Genomic DNA, 18,640 nt, shown 5'->3' on the forward strand with positions numbered 1-18,640 from the left:
ACTTTTTTAGTATATAAAAAGAAACCGTCTCGTTTTTTAACGAGACGGTTTTTTTACAATTAGTTTTATCTAAAATTTCGGTAATAAAACCTTGTCAATGACATGAATTATTCCATTTGAGCATTGCACATCTGTTGCTATAATATTACTGACTCTATTACTAGCGTCAGTAATTTTTGGACCGCCAGTTAAGTTAACAGTAAAATTTTGACCGGCAAAAGTACTTACCACTTGTCCGTTTGTTAAAGCAGATGATTGAACATTTGCACCAGTAACTACGTGATATTTTAAAGTAGTTTCTAAAACATTAGCAGGAATAGCAGGAAGACCTGAAAAACCAGTTTCGGTTAGGAAACTTGTAAAAGCAGCATTTGTAGGAGCAAAAACAGTAAATGGAGAATTTGCAGTTCCTGATAAAGTTGCAGCAAAACCAGATGAGGCATTGTATGTCAAAGCAGCAACCAGTGTGGTAAAGTTTTTATTGGCCACTGCATGGTTTAAAATTGTTGGTAATCCGATAACGCCATCTACTATGTGAATAACACCATTAGAAGCTTCAATATCTGCAGTAGTTACCATCGCACCTCCATTTGTTTTCCCGCCGTTAATGTCGACTCCTGTGCCTTTTTCCAGATACATACTGATAGTGTTCGAAGTTGAAGCACTTCCTTTAGCTAAAGTTTTTACATATCCAGTAGCTATTTCAGAGGATTTTACCTTTGTGCTTAAAACGTGGTTCAATAGAATTTCTTTTAAAACAGGAACAGGAACTGCGTTAAGATTAGCATATCCATTTGCTTGTAAAAAAGCGGTAAAAGCAGTATTCGTTGGTGCAAAAACCGTAAATGTACCGGAAGAATTCAATGTAGTTGCCAAATCTGCTTTTTCCAAAGCTGCAACCAATGAACTAAGATTAGAATTTGTTTTTGCAATCGCCACAATTGTTTGCGGTTGTTGTGAATCATTATCATCATCATCGTTGTTACATGAAATACTGACGAAAGCGACTAATGCTAATAAAGCAATTAATTTAATTTTGATTGTTTTCATAATATAGTTTTTTGTGTTTGTTACTACTAAGTTATCTATTTTTGTTTAACGGAAAAAGAAAATAATTAAACATTTATTAAAATTAGTAATTATTTAACTTTTGTTTATTCTATTGGTTTGTAGTTAATTATGAGTTTAGCACTTTTTAATTAGTGGGAATAGCCTTAAAAATGTTAAATCATATTTTTTGCTTAAAAGGCTCTTGTTATCCTTAAAATGGTTATATTTTTGTAATAATAAAACTCAATATTTGTTGTTATATAGAAAAAATAGATTATGAAAAAATTTTTGCTTTTGTTTTTAATAAGTATTGCGGCTTATTCACAAGAATCTAACAAGGTAGATGCAAGCGGTAAAAAAGATGGGCTTTGGAAAGGAATTTACACCGAATCTAAGCGACCTCGTTATGAAGGAACTTTTAGTCACGGAAAAGAAACGGGGATTTTCAAATTTTTTGATGATACCAAAAAAGGAGATGTTATAGCTACTAGGGATTTTAGTGCCAATGATGGAAGTTCGTATACTATTTTTTATGATCAGAATAAAAACAAGGTAAGCGAAGGTAAAGAAGTTGGAAAATCTCGTGAAGGCGAATGGAAATATTACCATAAAGCTTCGAAAGTTTTAATGACCGTTGAAAATTATAAAAACGGAAAGCTTGAAGGTTTGAGAACCATTTATTATCCTAATGAAAAAGTGGCAGAGGAGATGATGTATAAAAATGGTTTAAAAGAAGGAGCTTACAAAAAGATGGGACAGGACGGAACACTTTTGGAAGAGTCGAATTTTAAAAATAACGAATACAACGGCGATGCTGTTTTTTATGATTCAGATAAATCTGTTGCTTCTAAAGGCAAATTCGTAAATGGTAAAAAAGCAGGAATTTGGCAGTTTTATCAAAAAGGAAAATTGGTCAAAGAAGTAAATATGAGTGATCCAAAAAACACCAACAAAGCTTCTGAAAAAGGGCCGGCACCCAAAAAATAGTCATCTAATACATTTGTAATTACTTCATTCAAAATAAAAAAGAAAAAGAATAAATTGTTTACATTTGGGTAACCAATTTATTCTAACCAATGGATTTACGCGAACTTTTAGGAAGATTTCTGCTGTTGTTTTTCTCAATTTTGGTTTTGTATTTTTTCTCCAATAGAAAGGATAATGCAACCATAAATCCATTAATGGTAATTGTTGGGTTGTGTACATTTTCACTGTGTTATCTTTTTACCAAAATAGAAATCGGAGTTGGAATTGGGTTTGGATTATTTGCAATTTTTTCAATACTTCGATTCAGAACGCAGTCTTTTACTGTAAATGCTGTGATCTTTCTGTTTGCGACCATTACATTATCGATTTTAGATATTATGTATCCTTTTGAAAAGATCGAACTGTTGTTATTTTTTCAAATAATAATAATCGGATTTTATGTTATCGCTTCGATTATTGTCAATAAAAAAGCTTCTAAATATTTAAATTCAGTCGATGTTAAAATTCCGCTTGACGAAAGTTTTTCTTTAAATTCAGAAGTAATTAGAAAATCAATTCAGGAGAAAATAAAAATTGAAGAATTTGATTTTAGAATTGTATTAATCAATACCGCTGCAAACGAAATAGATCTTTAGTTTTCTATTAATCATTAAAAGGGCGAACCTGTTTAATATACAGATCTCTTTTTTCGCCGACAATCTTAAACTCAATATCTACAGGATGAAATTGGTTTTTACGCCAATAACGATACATTTTGGTTTCGATTTTTTTACTGACAGTATATAAATTACTCATTTCTTTTCTGCTCAATAAAGGTTCATTATTATTCAAATTGGAGTTTGAAGTATAATCAATATCAAAATCAGCTTCGTCTTTCCCGTCGTTGAAATGATACGCTACAAACTGTTCGCAGATTTCGCCTTTTTCGGGTTTCACAACAGAATTTTCTCCTTTTTGAACATTAACCGTAATCCCAGGAAAGTTTTCTCTGAATATATTTTTTGTGATAATTACGCCATTTGCCAATTCATCAGGAAAAGAACGATGAACCAAAACTCCCATAGCAATGTTTTGCTGGTCGATTCCAAAAAGTTCTCTTTCGTTGTATGAAGCTTCATTCCAAACACTTGCCCAAACTTGTTTTATAGCTTTTTCGAATGTTTTGATGCTGTCACCAAGAATTCCTGTTTTAGAATCGTACAGTCCAGCGCCATTAAAATCATCCAGATCTTCTGCATTTGTAGAAGATCGAAATCTGAAGTTTTTTAATTTGGCGTCTTTAAAAGCCATATTCAATTTCGATATTAATTCAGGATCAATAGGTTCTTTTTTAATAGCGTCTCTAACTTTCTTTAGCTGTTTATTAACCCAAACCGTGGAATCTTTTTGAGAAGAAGCTAAAAGCTCTGCAATTAATGGAGAAATGGCAGGATTCTGAATATGCTTCGTATAAAAATAAAACGGAATAGCATGTGTATTTTCTGGAACTTTAAACGGAATTTCTTTAGAAATTGCAATTAAATACGCCATGTTTTGCGCCTTCGAACCGATATAATTAATTCCCTTTTTTGGAATTTCAGATAGATTGACCAATTCTGTAACGCTATTGTCTATAACTAGCTTTTTCTTTTTTCCAGCAGATTTTGTTGGAATTTTTTTGGTGGTTTCTTTGATGAAAAAAGTATCAACTTCAATTTTTAATTCTACTTTTTTAGAAAGCAGTTTGTTGATATTGTTATCTTTTTCAATATCCGTATAAGCCATTATCGGAATCTTTCTGTTTTTTCCTAATAGAACCAAATGGCTCAATGGAGTTTGAAGTTCATTTACAATAATTCCTCGTACATTTGGGAGGATATCAGGTGTTCCATCCACAATGATAATTTCATCTGAATTAGGTTTCAATGTTTCTAATTCTTTGATTTTATATTTTTTTAGAATTCCGACGTTGCTGCCGCCAACAACTTCTTGGTATTTAATTTCATTAAAAATATAATCTGATTTCACGCAGGGAATTGAAAATTTATCTTGCCGAGACCATTCCATCATTTCAGGATTATTCAAATAGAATTTTAAATTCTGCCCGATAAAAGTGGAGTTCTTGACTAAATTGAAAAATCGTTCAATTAATGGAATTGGCATATGATCAGAAGCAGCGAGTTCGAAAATCCATTTTTCAGTTCCTTTTATATGATTTAAATTTCCGAGTAAAAAGTCTCGATCTTTTTCAGTGTTGCTGTAGTTTCTATTATTAAACACATCTAAATCTTGACCGTATCCTAAATAATCAGTTGCAAAATCATAATGAAGTAAAATGAGACTGCTGTTGAAATAATACATTTTCTGTTTTCGCAAGTCGTACATAACTTTAACCGATTCGATATTTGAGAATTTATCAGACAAAGGTTTTCCTCTAAATGCTTTGTAAGCTTCGTAGTTTGGAAGAGACGAAACAAATCGCTGCGCACTTAAAGTTGTTAAGACGAACAAGAAAAATAGGCTGTAAATGTATTTTTTCATTCTATTGAAATTGAGTATTAAATGTACTTAAAAAAGTAATAAGTTTTATCTACTGCGGGATTGCTTAAAGTAATCAAAACCTTTGTGCAGTTTTCTATTATTTGGCGTACCTTTGCAACCTTAAAAAATTAAACTTTTCAAAATGAAACGAGTAGTTGTTGGACTTTCAGGTGGAGTAGATTCTAGTGTTGCAGCATATTTACTGCAGCAGCAAGGATACGAAGTTATTGGCCTTTTTATGAAAAACTGGCACGATGATTCGGTTACTATTTCTAACGAATGTCCTTGGCTTGAAGACAGTAATGATGCATTGCTTGTTGCTGAAAAACTTGGAATACCGTTTCAAACTGTTGATTTAAGCGAAGAATACAAAGAAAAAATCGTTGACTATATGTTTAACGAATACGAAAAAGGAAGAACTCCAAATCCTGATGTACTTTGTAACCGCGAAATCAAATTTGATGTGTTTATGAAAATCGCTCTAAGTCTTGGAGCAGATTATGTTGCGACTGGACATTACTGCCAAAAAAGTGAAATCGAAGTTGACGGAAAAACAGTTTATCAATTAATTGCTGGGAATGATGTAAATAAAGATCAATCTTATTTTTTATGTCAGTTGTCACAAGAGCAATTGTCTAAAGCGTTGTTTCCAATTGGCGCTTTAACCAAACCAGAAGTGCGCGAAATCGCTGCCGAAATGGAATTGGTTACCGCAGAAAAGAAAGATTCTCAAGGATTATGTTTTATAGGGAAAGTTCGCCTTCCAGAATTTTTACAGCAAAAATTACAGCCTAAAGAAGGTAAAATTGTTCAAGTTGATAAAAATGATGCTATTTATGTTGGTGAAAAACCAGCTGGAATTTCTTTAGAAGAAGATTTAAAATTAGAATCTCAAAAGTTAAACTACGTTCCAACAATGGGAAAAGTAGTGGGCAAACATCAAGGAGCGCATTATTTTACTGTCGGGCAAAGAAAAGGGTTGAATGTTGGAGGAACTACAGATCCATTATTTGTAATTGCTACAGATGTTGAAACAAACACTATATATACAGGTTTGTCAAGTTTGCATCCAGGATTATTTAAAAAAGCACTTTTTGTTGGAAAATCTGAAGTACACTGGGTTAGAGAAGATTTGGCTTTGAAAGCAGGTGAGAGAATGGAAGTGAGGGCTAGAATTCGTTACCGTCAGCCATTGCAGAAAGCAATTTTACATCAATTTGAAGACGGAATGTACGTTGAATTTGAAGAAGCACAGTCTGCCATTACAGAAGGACAATTTGTTGCTTGGTATTTAGAAAATGAATTAGTTGGTTCGGGAGTAATTTCTTAGCTTTATACCTTATTTGGAAGAAATTCCTCAAAGGTACGCTATGAAATATAACTTTACTTTCCTTTTATTACTTCTTTCGTTTGCGGTATTTGCACAAGAAGATGCGTGGGTTTATTTTAACGGAAAACCGAATGCACAGTTGTTTTTTGATAATCCGTTGACAGAACTTTCTCAGAAAGCTTTAGATCGAAGAACCAATCAAAATATCGCTTTAGATATTACAGATGCTCCTTTGGAAACTTCTTATGTAAGCCAAATTAAATCCAGTGCCGGTATAACAGTTATGGCGCAGTCCAAATGGTTGAATGCACTTCATATTCAGGGAACTCAGGCAAACATAAATGCATTAAAAACATTGCCTTTTGTCCAGAAAATAGAATTTGCTGATAAAACTTTAAACACTACAGCCAAAAAAGTTTCGGAAACTAAAACAGCTAAAGGTCTCAATAAGCTAGAGGCGGCAATAGATTATTCGTATGGCAATTCTGCAAATCAAATTCAGATGCTGAACGGACAAATTTTGCATCAGCAGAATTTTACTGGAGAAGGAAAAATTATTGCAGTTTTTGATGGGGGTTTTCCAGGCGTAAACACAGCACAGCCTTTTGAGAATCTTAGAAATAATAACCGAATTTTAGGCGGTTATGATTATACAACAAGAAATGCCAATTTCTACACAGGCAGTGATCACGGGACAAAGGTGCTTTCTACAATGGGCGGTTACAAAGAAAATTCGTTAGTTGGAACAGCTCCAAATGCTTCTTATTATCTTTTTATTACAGAAATTGGTGCTTTAGAAAATCCGGTAGAAGAATCGCTTTGGGTTGAAGCTGCCGAAAAAGCAGATGCTTTAGGAGTTGATATAATTACTACTTCGTTAGGATACTTTGGTGATCGCGACGAGTCTAGATACAATCATACTTACAGCGATATGAATGGAATTACCAATTTCATTTCGCGTGGTGCAGAAACAGCATTTAGTAAAGGGATTTTAGTTTTGGCTTCTGCTGGAAATGAAGGAATTCAGGTTGAAAAACATATTGGCTCTCCAGCTGATGCAGTTTCGGTATTGGCTATAGGTTCTGTTAGTGCTACTAAAGTGAGGGCTAGTTCAAGTTCGATTGGACCAAGTTATGATGGAAGAATAAAACCAGATATTATGGCGCAAGGCGTGGCTTCAGTAGTCTCTGATCCAAACGGAAATATTGGAACCGCAAATGGAACATCTTTTTCTTGCCCGATAATGGCTGGAATGGCAGCCTCTTTATGGCAGGCTTTTCCAACTAAAACCAATAAACAAATTCGACAAATGATTTTGGCTTCTTCTGACAGATTCACAAACCCAGATAATAATTATGGTTACGGAATTCCGAATTTCGGTGCGACTTTAAGTGTTGATGATTTTGTTGCAGAAGCTTCTTTTGCCGTATATCCAAATCCTGTTAGAAATGAAGTTTCTTTTTCTTTTTTAACCGAAAATAACACAGCCTCTGTCACTATTTATTCGGTGTTAGGCCAAAAATTAATTGAAGAAAAGATTAATAATTCCAATCCAGTTCTTTCTTTGCAATCTTTACAAAGTGGACTCTATTTTTATAGTTTTGATGCTGATAATCTGCATAAAACAGGAAAGCTAATCAAGCAATAATTTATTTGAATGAATAAAATCACACAACTTTTTAATATAAAATATCCAATTATTCAAGGTGGAATGATTTGGAACAGCGGATATAAATTAGCTTCGGCAGTTAGTAATGCTGGAGGTTTGGGGTTAATTGGCGCAGGTTCTATGTATCCAGAAGTTTTGAGAGAACATATCCAAAAATGTAAAAAAGCTACGGACAAACCTTTTGGTGTCAACATTCCAATGTTATACCCAAACATTGAAGAAATCATAAATATCGTGATTGAAGAAGGCGTAAAAATTGTTTTTACTTCTGCAGGAAATCCTAAAACTTGGACTTCATTTTTAAAAGAAAAGGGGATTACAGTAGTGCATGTGGTAAGCAGTAGTGCTTTTGCCCTAAAAGCGCAGGACGCAGGTGTAGATGCTGTTGTGGCGGAAGGTTTTGAAGCTGGAGGACATAATGGACGTGAAGAAACCACGACGATGACTTTGATTCCGATGGTGAAAGAAAAAATTCAGATTCCCTTAATTGCCGCGGGTGGAATTGCAACAGGAAGAGGAATGCTGGCCGCAATGATTTTGGGTGCCGATGGTGTTCAGGTTGGAAGTCGTTTTGCAGCTTCTGTAGAATCTTCTGCACACAATAATTTTAAAGAAACTATAGTTAATACTAAAGAAGGAGATACGCAATTGACATTGAAAGAATTAGCTCCAGTTAGATTAGTCAAAAATAAGTTTTACCAAGACGTTCAGGAATTGTATAAACACTGCCCTTCAAAAGAAGAATTAGCACAGCTTTTAGGTCGTGCAAGAGCTAAAAAAGGTATGTTTGAAGGCGATCTGGATGAAGGCGAACTTGAGATTGGACAAGTGGCAGGATTGATTCATAAAATTTTACCAGTTGAAGAAATTATTCAACAAATGATCGCCGAATTTGAAGTCGCATGCAAAGAAAAGACTACTTTTGAGTTTTAATTATCCGCAAGAAAATATCTATGAATTTTTTACGCACCTATATAGTAATACTTTTTCTGGTATTTGGATTCCAGCAGGCTCAAAGTCAGTCTTATCATTTTAAAACCTCAGGATTTAGCGTTTTAGAGAAAAATGAAAGAGGGAAATGGGGCGACTGGTCCAATTTGGATTTAGTAAATCTTTCCGTTGTTTTAGATACAAATAAACATAGAATCGTTGTTTATTCACAGGAAATCCAGCTTTTTAGTATTTTAGATTATATTGAGCGTGAAGAAAATGACACAGATATTGTTTACTCTTTTATGTGTAAAGACAACGACGGTAGAGAATGCAAACTTTCCATTATAACACGTAAAAAACAGGATTATCGTAAACAGCTTTATATTAATTACGATGACCATATTATTGTTTATAATATTTTTACAGTCTAGCTAAAAAGATTTGTTTAACGTGCATATGTCGCTATGAGTGTAAAAAAAATCACTTCTTTTTTATTATTTTTTATCGTATTATCTGCTTCATCTCAACAATGGAAACAAAATTTTAAAATTGTTGAACCTATAAGAATTAGAGATAATAGCTTCGGATTTTCTGTTTCTACTTTTGATGGATATGCTGCGTATTCAGCAGATGAAGTTGATATTGCTGGTGTAGAAAATGCAGGTAAAATATATATCGCTAAACAAGATTGCGATGGATGGTCAATTTATCAAGAACTTACTCTTCCAGATGCTATAAATTATTGTGGTTTCGGAACTTTGATTGTCATGGAAGGAAAAACACTTGCAATTGTAGGTTGTGATCCTGTTTTGGGACTTGGTGGAAAAGCAGTATATATGTACGAAAGGGATTCGGATGATTTATATAAATTAAAGCAAAAAATAACCAGATCTGAAAATATTATTTATGACAATTATGGAACAACTCTTGCCATGTCTGGAGATTTTATGGTTGTAGGTGCTTTTTATAATAGTACAGATGGTAATTTTGCTAATTATTTAGAGAATGCAGGGGCTGCATATATATATCATAGAAACAATACCGGTACATGGGATTTTGTCCAAAAAATTGTTGCAAGTGATAGAGAAAGAAGAGACAATTTTGGAAATTCAGTTTCTATTTTTGAAAATACCATTGTGGTTGGTGCAGTTGAAGAAGGAGTTAATTGGGCAGGAGCTGCATATGTTTTTGAAAAAAACAGCAATTCAAATACGTGGAGGGAAGTTCAAAAGTTAACAGCTTACGATTTTAGAGGGTTACAGGATAGATTTGCCGCAACGGTTAAAGTTGCTAAAGATGATATCGTGATTTCTGCTCCAGGAGAAGATGATTATGATTCTTCTGAAAGCGGAGATGGAGGAGGACCATTGACATTTGCAGGCTCAATTTATGTTTTTAGAAAAAACGCAAGTAATCAATGGACGGGGTTTCAGAAGATAAGAGCTTCTGATGTTTCTGTTACAGCTGGGTTAGGTGGTAAGATAGAAATCTCTAATGATAAAATGGCAGTTGTAGGGGGTGAAAGGGTGTATGATAATTTGGGAGCATTATCAAAAGTTTATGGTCGTGTATATATGTTTCAAAAAGATAAAAGTAATAATAAGTGGGTTGAGTACCAGATTGTTCATCCAATTATAAAAAATAATAGTGATTCATTTGGAAGCTCAATTTCCTTGTATAACGATGATTTTTTTGTTGGAGCCTATTGGGCGGCATTAGACGCAAATGAACAAAATTATGTTGGTTATGCTGGAGCTGTTTACATATTTAATACTTATGAATATTTAAATTCCTCAAAACCTGTATTAAATACGATTCCTATTTTAACTTCATGTGCTGATTTAGGAAATGGTTTTTCTTCGAGTTTTGATATGTCAACTATTGAAAAAGATTTAGTTGCAAATCCTGAAAACTACGTTTTTACATACACAGATAAAAATGGTAATAAATTACCTTCACCTTTGCCAAATAATTATTCTAATATTAATCCTTTCTCTGAAAATATTAATATTAGAGTGGCAAATAAAAACAATCCAAGCTGTTATGAAGATACTAAAATTGAATTGGAAACAATCTCTTCTTTTACATTAAACATTGTTCCTGATCTATATAATTGCGATTTGAACGGAACAGGTTTTGCAACATTCGATTTGTCAAAAGTTAATTCTGTTCTTGTAAATGATCCGTCACTTTTTACATTTTCATATTTTGACAAAAACGGAAATGATATTAGTTCTTTGATTAACGAATCGTATATTAATTCTACTAAAAACTTTCAGGAAATTGTAGTTAATGTAACAGAAATAAGTACTAATTGCAGTGCAAAATCGAAAATAAATCTGTATGTCTCTAATGCTGGTTCAGATTGCAAAAAAGAGGAGGAAACTTATAGCTATATAATTCCCCAGTTTTTTACGCCAAATGCCGATGGATTTAATGATACATGGGAGATTAAGGGGCTGGAAAATCAAAATTATAGTGTTCATATTTTTGATAGATACGGTAAGCTTTTAAAGACTTTAGGAAAAAATGGCAGCTGGGACGGAAATTATAATGGAAATGCGTTACCTTCTTCTGATTACTGGTTTCAATTGGTATTGGAAAATGGAATTATAAAAAAAGGACATTTTTCATTAAAGAGGTAAAAAAACACCGACAGGTTTTTAAAATCTATCGGGTTTATTATATACGCCTTAGAACCTTAGTCTCTCAGAAACTCAGAGCCTTTCTTACAATACATCAATATCTTTAATAAACTCGTCATACTCAAGATAAAACATTTCTAGAGCATGCATATTTTCATTAAAGAAATCAAAAATTGTATCCCAGTTATTTCGGTTGCTAAAACCAACACCCGTTTTTTCGACCCAGATTCGGCTGATTGTTTTACCGCTTTCAAGAGTGTAATTTTTTTCAAAAACCAAATCTTTAATAAATTCTTCTTCTAGAATGTTTTTTAAAGCTTCTATTTTTTCGAAGTAAGCTGTACGCTTTTCATCACTTCTATGTTCAATATCAATTAAAACCTGAGCCTTCTTGTTATCAACATAAAATTTAAAAGAGAAGTCTTTAATCTTTGTATCATAAAGCACCCATTTGCGAGGATATTTTTCTGCAAAAGCTACCCAAAATTCTCTTTTAATTTTTTGTGATTCTTCTCTGCTGTACATTTTTTAGGCTTTAATTTTAGAAAACTTGCGGTACTGCGTTTTCTAGAGTATATTTATGTTTTATTTAAAAGTACAAAAATAAGCTTTGATTATGAATTTTCAAGACTTTTTGAAATATGTTCCCAATATTATTCCGGTTGAACTGCCAGCGGTCGAATCACATTTAAAAATGGCTCCAAAAGAACGCATTGAGGGATTAAAAAATCTTGATATTGAAGCACTGAATGCTAGAATGGCAGGAGTAATGATGCTGTTTTACCCAAAGCAGGAAAAAACACATTTAGTTTTGATTGTAAGAAATGCTTATGATGGAGTGCATTCTGCTCAGATTGCGTTTCCTGGAGGAAAATATGAAACAGAAGATTTGAATTTTGAAACTACTGCACTGCGCGAAACTCAGGAAGAAGTTGGAGTTGCCAGTGATAAAATAGAAATAATCAAACATTTTTCTCCCATGTATATTCCGCCCAGTAATTTTTTGGTGCATCCATTTTTAGGAATTTCAAAAGAAGAACTTTCTTTTTATCCTGATATTAGAGAAGTTTCAGATATTATTGAACTGCCTTTATCGGTTTTTTTAAATGACGAAATAATTATCGAGGCCAGATTATCAACTTCTTATGGTGCTAATATTTTAGTGCCGGCTTTCAATATTCAAAATCATGTGGTTTGGGGTGCAACAGCAATGATCTTGAGCGAATTGAGAGATGTATTAAAAATGACTTTTGAGCATGAAATTTAAAAATGTTTATTTAACAATTTGATATTCATTTTAATAGGTGTAAATTGGAGAAATTGTTTTAAAGTGTTGCTAAAAGAATAATTTTTGTATGTTTGCGACCTAACAAAAAAATAAGATAAATTAGTTATGGGATTGTTTAAACGAAATCCTTTTGGGCATATATTATTCATCAAGAAATGGTTAATCCGAATTTTGGGTGCCATGACGCATAGAAGATATAGAGGTTTTAACGATTTGCAGATTGAAGGATCTGAAATTATTAAAACACTCCCAGATTCTAATGTCTTATTTATATCCAATCACCAAACTTATTTTGCAGACGTTGTTGCAATGTTTCATGTGTTTAACGCAAGTTTAAGCGGACGTCAAGATACTATTAAGAACATTGGCTATTTGTGGCAGCCTAAAATGAATTTGTATTATGTTGCTGCAAAAGAAACCATGCAGGCTGGATTACTGCCAAGAATTTTGGCTTATGTAGGAGCAATTACAGTCGAAAGAACTTGGCGTGCTAAAGGCGTTGATGTTACAGAGAAACGCGATGTAAATCCAAACGATACCGAAAACATTCGAATTGCTCTTGAAGACGGCTGGGTTATTACTTTTCCGCAGGGAACTACAAAATCTTTTAAGCCTGTTCGTAAAGGAACTGCTCATATTATCAAACAGCATAAACCAATTGTAATTCCGATTGTAATTGATGGTTTCCGTAGATCATTCGATAAAAAAGGACTTCGAATGAAGAAAAAAGGGATCCTGCAGTCTTTCATCATCAAAGAACCTCTTGATATTGATTATGAAAACGATACAATCGAGCAAATTGTTGAAAAAGTAGAATACGCAATCGAACAGCATCCTTCATTTTTAAAAGTAATTCCAGCAGAAGAAATTAAAGCACAGGAAGAACTTAATAAACTCAGACAGTGGGATTATTAGTGATTTTAGATTTCTGATTTTAGATTTTAGATTGTTTCAGGTTTCAAGTTGTCAAAAAAACTTAGAACCTTATTATCTTAGTATCTCAGAACTTTAGCGTATCTCAGAACCTTGGCAACTTAAAAATCTATTTTCTTCAACTCCTTATAATTAGTATATAATCTTCTTAAAAGAGTTCCGTAGATTATTCTGTAGAAACACCAGAATAAACCGAAGAAGCCTAAAATTACCAAGAATAATATTCCTATCGTAACAAACATAGCTCTTCCGTTTAAGGCTAATTTTTCTCTCAGAAATTCCATATCTGGATTGTAAACAAAAGCAATAAAGAAGCTTAAAATAGCCGTTATTACAATCATTCCTAAATTATACCAAACATAGTACTGAACTGTTTTTCTAGTCTTTAAAATGGCACTCATTAATGATTTGGTAGCTACAGTGGTCGAAATCGTTTTGTAGTTTTTATAGAAAATATACACAAAAATGAGAACGACAATATAATTAAAGTATGTTAGAAACTCTAAAGCCATGATAATTTCTGGATGATTGATTTTTTTCAAAACATCATCCGTATTAATAAATAAGTTTGAAAAAGTCCAAAACGAAATTTCCAAAATACTGATAATCAAAATCCATTTTACTATGGAAGATGATTTTTTGTGAATCATTTTATAGATTTCAGTTTCAGAAATTTGTTGAAAAGAACCTGAGTTCTTCTGCCAGTCTTTTTTTAGTAAATCCAGTTCTTTCATAATAATTTTTAAGGATTTAGTATTTTTTTAAGTTTCCCTTTAATTCTGTTCATTTTCACGCGCGCATTCACTTCGCTGATTCCTAAGGTTTCAGCTATTTCTTGATAATCTTTGTCTTCTAAATACATAAAAACTAATGCTTTTTCGATGTCGTTAAGCTGGTAAACTGCTTTGTACATCAATTTTATCTGTTCTTCTTCTTCGTAATTGTAGTCAACATCTTTTACAAAATGCTGGTGGTTTTCATAATCTACGGTAGAAATAGTTCTTTTGGTTTTGCGGTATAATGTAATCGCGGTGTTCAAAGCCACGCGATAAGTCCAAGTCGAAAATTTACTGTCGCCTCTAAATTTTGGATAAGCCTTCCAGAGCTGAATGGTAATTTCCTGAAATAAATCTTTATGAGCATCTTCTCCAGCAGTATATAATCTACAAATCTTGTGGATTATATTCTGATTTGCCTGCAATTGCGCAACAAATGACTGTTCTAGATTTTCGCTCATAAAAGTATTAGTAGTTATGAAATCATTTTTGTTACAGTTGAATCAAAGTTTTCTGGTTTTATAATAATTAATTGCCAAGTCAATGAATTTGCTGTAACTGTCCATACCATCTTTTTGGTTGTTTGATTTTAAGAAATTATCGTAAAGAAAATAAAATCCTTCATCAAGAAAAGTATCGTACTTTTTGTGAAAATCTTGACTTTCCTTATAATTTTTTAAGATACCAATATGTACAGATTTCTTTAATTGATTAAAAACTTTCTCGTTTTTAAACTTCCAGATTCCTAAACAATAATTCAATGTAAAACTATATCCAGCATACTGATAATAAAGATTATCATTTTTAGCGGAAGCTAAAAAACCTATAAAATTACATTCACTTTCACTGGCAAAACCAATTTGATGCGCCATTTCGTGCGCCGTAGTTTGAGGAAAAGTGTACATTGGCAGTAAATAATTGATCTGAGCCTCATTGGTAAACGGATTCAAATAACCGCCAAAACCCATATAAGTCAATGGTGTACTGAATAGGGATTTCTTAACGCTTAAAATTTCATATTTAAAATAAGGATGTTCCTTCGCTAAATTGTCATAACCGTTTAAAATCATTTTAAACGATTCTTTTTGAGAGTAAGGAAAAACAATTTTTGCTGTGTCATTTTTAGTAATTGCAAACTGAATTTCATTCGTTTTTGTAATTAATCTTTTCGTAAAAGCTAAAAGATCAGCATCTGTATACTCTCTCTTGATTTCCATTTTTTCGAAAAGAGGCTCTCTATAATAATTGAACGCCCAAAGAAGATGAAAGAAAAAGTAAAAAACAGAAATTTTGCTTAATATCTTTAAAAGATGATCTTTCCAATCTGTTCTCCATGTTTTACGGATTTTCCAAAACCAGCCAATTATACCTAAAATTAGAAAAGCATAAATACAATCTCCAATAGAAAATGGAACTTTTCCTAGTGCTATCCTTAAAAAATGAGAAATTCTAACAAATAAATTGTTACTGTAAAAACCTTCAACAAAGTCTGGAAAGAAGGCGAGGATTCTTAAAAAGATAATTTGAACAAGAAGAAATATAGGTAAAATGTATTTTGATCTCACGGTTTAGGTTTTTTATAAAAATAATAATTAAATAGAAGTTGAGTTTATTTTTTTGAAATTTTATCAATCTATAAATGAATTATAATATAAAAACTTTTAAATATTGGTATTTAAATCTGCCGTCAGGCACAATTGATTGGTAGAGAATTTATGCATATTGAAGCCAAGCGTTCCCATAGGAAAGCATGATAGCTCCTTGTTTTATTTTATTACCAACGAAATGCCACTATGTGGCATAAAAAGGGAAAAGATTTCTGGATTAATATCCTATAATTTGTATCGAAAAAAGCATTTAAACTTTGTAACTTTGAAGCTCTTAATTGTTAAACATCAAACAAAATATAATGAGTCAAGAAGTAAGAAATCTGGAGCCAAAAGCACTTTGGAATAAATTTGCAGATTTAAATGCCGTTCCTCGTCCTTCAAAAAAAGAAGAGCGCGTAATTGAGTTTATGAAAAACTTTGGAAACAATTTAGGTTTAGAGACTTTCGAAGATGAAATTAGAAACGTAATCATCAGAAAGCCGGCTACACCAGGAATGGAAAATCGCAAAGCTATTGTAATGCAGGGGCATTTGGATATGGTTCACCAAAAAAATGCAGATACAGTTTTTGATTTCGATACGCAGGGAATTGATATGTATGTTGATGGAGACTGGGTTCGCGCTCGCGGCACAACTCTAGGTGCAGATAACGGATTGGGAGTAGCTACAATTATGGCAATTTTAGAAAGTAAAGATATTCCGCATCCAGCAATTGAAGCTTTGTTTACAATTGATGAAGAAACAGGAATGACTGGTGCGCTAAACCTAAAAGGCGGAATTCTTCAAGGTCAGATTTTATTGAATTTAGATACCGAAGAAGACGATGAAATTGATATCGGATGTGCAGGAGGAATTGACGTTACGGCTACAAGAACGTATCATGAAGAAGAAGTTCCAGAAGGCTCTGTTGGTTACACAATTACAGTAAAAGGACTAAACGGAGGACATTCAGGAATGGATATTCATAAAGGTTTAGGGAATGCTAATAAAATAATGAATCGTTTATTATTTGATGGATTTGAAAACTTCGGTTTACAGATTGTTGAAGTAAACGGTGGAAGTTTAAGAAATGCAATTCCGAGAGAAAGTGTTGCTAAAGTAATTATTTCTCAAATGTTTGATGAAGCTTATGTGTATGATATGCAGGAAATTATTTCTGACATCAAAGCTGAATACAAAACAACTGAGCCAAACTTATCAATTGAAATTGTAAAAGGAGAATTACCTGAAAAAGTAATGGATTTAGGGGTTCAGGAAGGAATCATCAGAGCGATTTACGCCGCACATAATGGCGTTTACAAAATGAGCGCTGATATGGCAGATTTGGTTGAAACTTCAAATAATATCGCGCGAGTAATTATTAAAGACGGAGAAATTTCGATTGGATGTTTAACGCGTTCTTCTGTTGAATCTTCAAAATTTGATTTAGCAAATTCTTTACGTTCTGCTTTTGAATTAGTAGGATGCGAAGTTGAACTTTCTGGCTCTTACCCAGGATGGACTCCAAATGTTAATTCTGAAATATTAGAAGTTTTAAAAGAAATCTACGAAAAGCAAAATGGAGAACAGCCTAAGGTTGTAGCTTGCCACGCTGGTTTAGAATGCGGAATTTTAGGAACAAATTATCCAGATATGGATATGATTTCTTTTGGCCCAACAATTCATGGAGCACACTCTCCAGACGAAAGAGCTAGTATTTCTTCAGCTCAAAAATATTGGAAATTTGTACTAGAAATTCTTTCGAATATTCCAGTTAAATAGTTTTCAGTCACGGTATTCAGTCACAGTTAATTTCAGTTTCTAAGAAAACTGTAAACTGTGACTGTAAACTGCGACTAAAAAACTTAATCTCTCTTAGGAGTATTTTTCTTTTCTCTTTTTTCTTCTTTCTTTTCTTTAGCCGTTTTTAACGGTTCTTTTTTTGCTGTTTTTTTAGCATCTTGACCCTTTGACATAATTTATTGATTTTGATGGTGTTTTAGTAAATGTAAAGCTTTTAAAAACTTAAACGCCAAAAAAAATCCTCAATTTTAGAATTGAGGATTTAAATATTTTCCTTATGAAGGAGATTCTTAATTACGTTTTAATACTTTATACTGCTCATAACAAGCGCTAATGGCATCCATAATCTGAAGATCATTTGCGGTTTGTATAAAAGAATCAGAATAGTTACATCTGTGCATGATTTCAGGAATCTCGTCTTTGCTGACTCCTAATAACACGGCAACTGTTTCGCGGTCGTATTTAGATTCCAGAAGTGTTCGTACCGTATCATCTTTCTTCATTTCCTTTAGCTTCTTGAGTTCTTTACCGTTTTTTCCAAAGAAATTATAGAGCATATCCGCGGGGTTAAAAATCGATCCTAGTACCTTACCAAATGCATTTGGAGCATATTCTCCTGCTTCATAACCTTGTGTAAGTCCAGAAATGCTGTAACGATAGTTTTCTTTTGTTGGAATTAATTTAGAATCAATTTCAAGATATCCTGTTAAAGTAAACGGAGCAATGATAACCTCCTCTAAAGCAATTGCTTTTTCAGTAAGCTGAATACGGGTTACTTTATTTTTTATCCAGTCATTTGTAACTCTAATTCTTAGAGATTGAAACCCTAGAATAGAAAAGTGAAGTGTGTCATTAACCTGAACATCAATTTCAAAATATCCTTTTTCGTCAGATTTTGCACCACGAACTTTGTTAGTGTTAATAACGTTTACACCGGCAAGAGGTTGTTTACTGTTGTCATTAATAATATAACCTGAAACTCTTTGAGGAACAGTTGGCTGCGTATCTTGCGCAAAACCAATGTTAGCTAGAAGAATAAAAAAGAAAACTGCGAAATATTTCATATCCTGATTTAAAGCTCTAAAAGTAGTAAATCGGGATTAAATATTTTGCAGTCT

The 18,640-nt window shown here is 32.9% G+C and carries 17 protein-coding genes; 10 read left to right on the top strand and 7 right to left on the bottom strand.

The features are described 5' to 3' along the window. Positions 1–69 precede the first annotated feature (69 nt). Positions 70–1,050 carry a fasciclin domain-containing protein gene (locus QMG60_RS11355; RefSeq protein ID WP_281867893.1) on the bottom strand — a complete coding sequence of 327 codons (981 nt, stop codon included), beginning with the start codon at positions 1,048–1,050 and terminating at the stop codon, positions 70–72. Positions 1,051–1,326: 276 nt separating this feature from the next. Between QMG60_RS11355 and QMG60_RS11360 the strand changes: the two genes are divergently transcribed. Both QMG60_RS11360 and QMG60_RS11365 read left to right on the top strand, forming a co-directional pair. Then, positions 1,327–2,037 carry a hypothetical protein gene (locus QMG60_RS11360; RefSeq protein WP_057118835.1) on the top strand — a complete coding sequence of 237 codons (711 nt, stop codon included), beginning with the start codon at positions 1,327–1,329 and terminating at the stop codon, positions 2,035–2,037. A gap of 89 nt (positions 2,038–2,126) precedes the next feature. Then, complete coding sequence (locus QMG60_RS11365; protein WP_281867894.1) at positions 2,127–2,672, top strand: DUF4956 domain-containing protein; 546 nt, start codon at positions 2,127–2,129, stop codon at positions 2,670–2,672. Positions 2,673–2,679: 7 nt separating this feature from the next. Here QMG60_RS11365 and QMG60_RS11370 read toward each other — a convergent pair whose 3' ends face one another. Beyond that, positions 2,680–4,557 (bottom strand): PEP/pyruvate-binding domain-containing protein, encoded by a 1,878-nt coding sequence (locus QMG60_RS11370; protein ID WP_281867895.1) that lies wholly within the window; start codon positions 4,555–4,557, stop codon positions 2,680–2,682. A gap of 142 nt (positions 4,558–4,699) precedes the next feature. On the opposite strand from QMG60_RS11370, the gene mnmA reads away from it, so the two are divergent. From mnmA to QMG60_RS11395, 5 genes are read left to right on the top strand one after another with little or no spacing between them, the layout of a single operon-like run. After that, a complete protein-coding gene (mnmA, locus tag QMG60_RS11375) occupies positions 4,700–5,887 on the top strand; it encodes a tRNA 2-thiouridine(34) synthase MnmA (RefSeq protein ID WP_281867896.1) in 1,188 nt (395 codons plus the stop codon). A 40-nt stretch (positions 5,888–5,927) separates the two neighbouring features. Next, the gene (locus QMG60_RS11380; protein WP_281867897.1) at positions 5,928–7,535 is read left to right on the top strand and encodes a S8 family serine peptidase; all 1,608 of its coding nucleotides are present in this window, start codon (positions 5,928–5,930) and stop codon (positions 7,533–7,535) included. Positions 7,536–7,544: 9 nt separating this feature from the next. Continuing rightward, entirely contained in the window at positions 7,545–8,489 is a 945-nt protein-coding gene (locus tag QMG60_RS11385; RefSeq protein WP_281867898.1) for a nitronate monooxygenase, read from the top strand. A gap of 20 nt (positions 8,490–8,509) precedes the next feature. Then, on the top strand, positions 8,510–8,920 hold the full coding sequence (locus QMG60_RS11390) for a hypothetical protein (RefSeq protein ID WP_281867899.1): 411 nt from the start codon (positions 8,510–8,512) through the stop codon (positions 8,918–8,920). Between the two features lie 33 nt (positions 8,921–8,953). Further along, positions 8,954–11,134 carry a T9SS type B sorting domain-containing protein gene (locus QMG60_RS11395; RefSeq protein WP_281867900.1) on the top strand — a complete coding sequence of 727 codons (2,181 nt, stop codon included), beginning with the start codon at positions 8,954–8,956 and terminating at the stop codon, positions 11,132–11,134. Positions 11,135–11,218: 84 nt separating this feature from the next. Here QMG60_RS11395 and QMG60_RS11400 read toward each other — a convergent pair whose 3' ends face one another. Next, positions 11,219–11,659 carry a DUF4268 domain-containing protein gene (locus QMG60_RS11400; RefSeq protein ID WP_057118817.1) on the bottom strand — a complete coding sequence of 147 codons (441 nt, stop codon included), beginning with the start codon at positions 11,657–11,659 and terminating at the stop codon, positions 11,219–11,221. A gap of 91 nt (positions 11,660–11,750) precedes the next feature. On the opposite strand from QMG60_RS11400, the gene QMG60_RS11405 reads away from it, so the two are divergent. Beyond that, positions 11,751–12,401, top strand: coding sequence for a CoA pyrophosphatase (locus tag QMG60_RS11405; protein ID WP_281867901.1), 651 nt, complete (start codon positions 11,751–11,753; stop codon positions 12,399–12,401). A 126-nt stretch (positions 12,402–12,527) separates the two neighbouring features. Beyond that, positions 12,528–13,337: a lysophospholipid acyltransferase family protein gene (locus QMG60_RS11410; RefSeq protein WP_057118813.1), complete on the top strand. Its 810-nt coding sequence runs from the start codon at positions 12,528–12,530 to the stop codon at positions 13,335–13,337. A gap of 119 nt (positions 13,338–13,456) precedes the next feature. On the opposite strand, the gene QMG60_RS11415 is transcribed toward QMG60_RS11410, so the two are convergent. The 3 genes from QMG60_RS11415 to QMG60_RS11425 are packed head-to-tail and all read right to left on the bottom strand — an operon-like array spanning position 13,457 to position 15,696. Continuing rightward, positions 13,457–14,089, bottom strand: a complete 633-nt coding sequence (locus QMG60_RS11415; protein WP_057118811.1) for a hypothetical protein — start codon at positions 14,087–14,089, stop codon at positions 13,457–13,459. Between the two features lie 8 nt (positions 14,090–14,097). Continuing rightward, positions 14,098–14,592 (bottom strand): sigma-70 family RNA polymerase sigma factor, encoded by a 495-nt coding sequence (locus QMG60_RS11420; protein ID WP_008462500.1) that lies wholly within the window; start codon positions 14,590–14,592, stop codon positions 14,098–14,100. Between the two features lie 42 nt (positions 14,593–14,634). Then, a complete protein-coding gene (locus QMG60_RS11425; protein WP_281867902.1) occupies positions 14,635–15,696 on the bottom strand; it encodes a DUF3810 domain-containing protein in 1,062 nt (353 codons plus the stop codon). 344 nt (positions 15,697–16,040) lie between these two features. Here QMG60_RS11425 and QMG60_RS11430 point away from each other — a divergent pair, with 344 nt between their 5' ends. After that, positions 16,041–17,501 (top strand): aminoacyl-histidine dipeptidase, encoded by a 1,461-nt coding sequence (locus tag QMG60_RS11430; protein ID WP_281867903.1) that lies wholly within the window; start codon positions 16,041–16,043, stop codon positions 17,499–17,501. A gap of 311 nt (positions 17,502–17,812) precedes the next feature. Here QMG60_RS11430 and QMG60_RS11435 read toward each other — a convergent pair whose 3' ends face one another. Further along, positions 17,813–18,586 carry a carboxypeptidase-like regulatory domain-containing protein gene (locus QMG60_RS11435; protein ID WP_057118806.1) on the bottom strand — a complete coding sequence of 258 codons (774 nt, stop codon included), beginning with the start codon at positions 18,584–18,586 and terminating at the stop codon, positions 17,813–17,815. Positions 18,587–18,640 lie beyond the last annotated feature (54 nt).

The sequence above is a fragment of the Flavobacterium sp. GSB-24 genome (assembly GCF_027924665.1).
Classification (GTDB): domain Bacteria; phylum Bacteroidota; class Bacteroidia; order Flavobacteriales; family Flavobacteriaceae; genus Flavobacterium.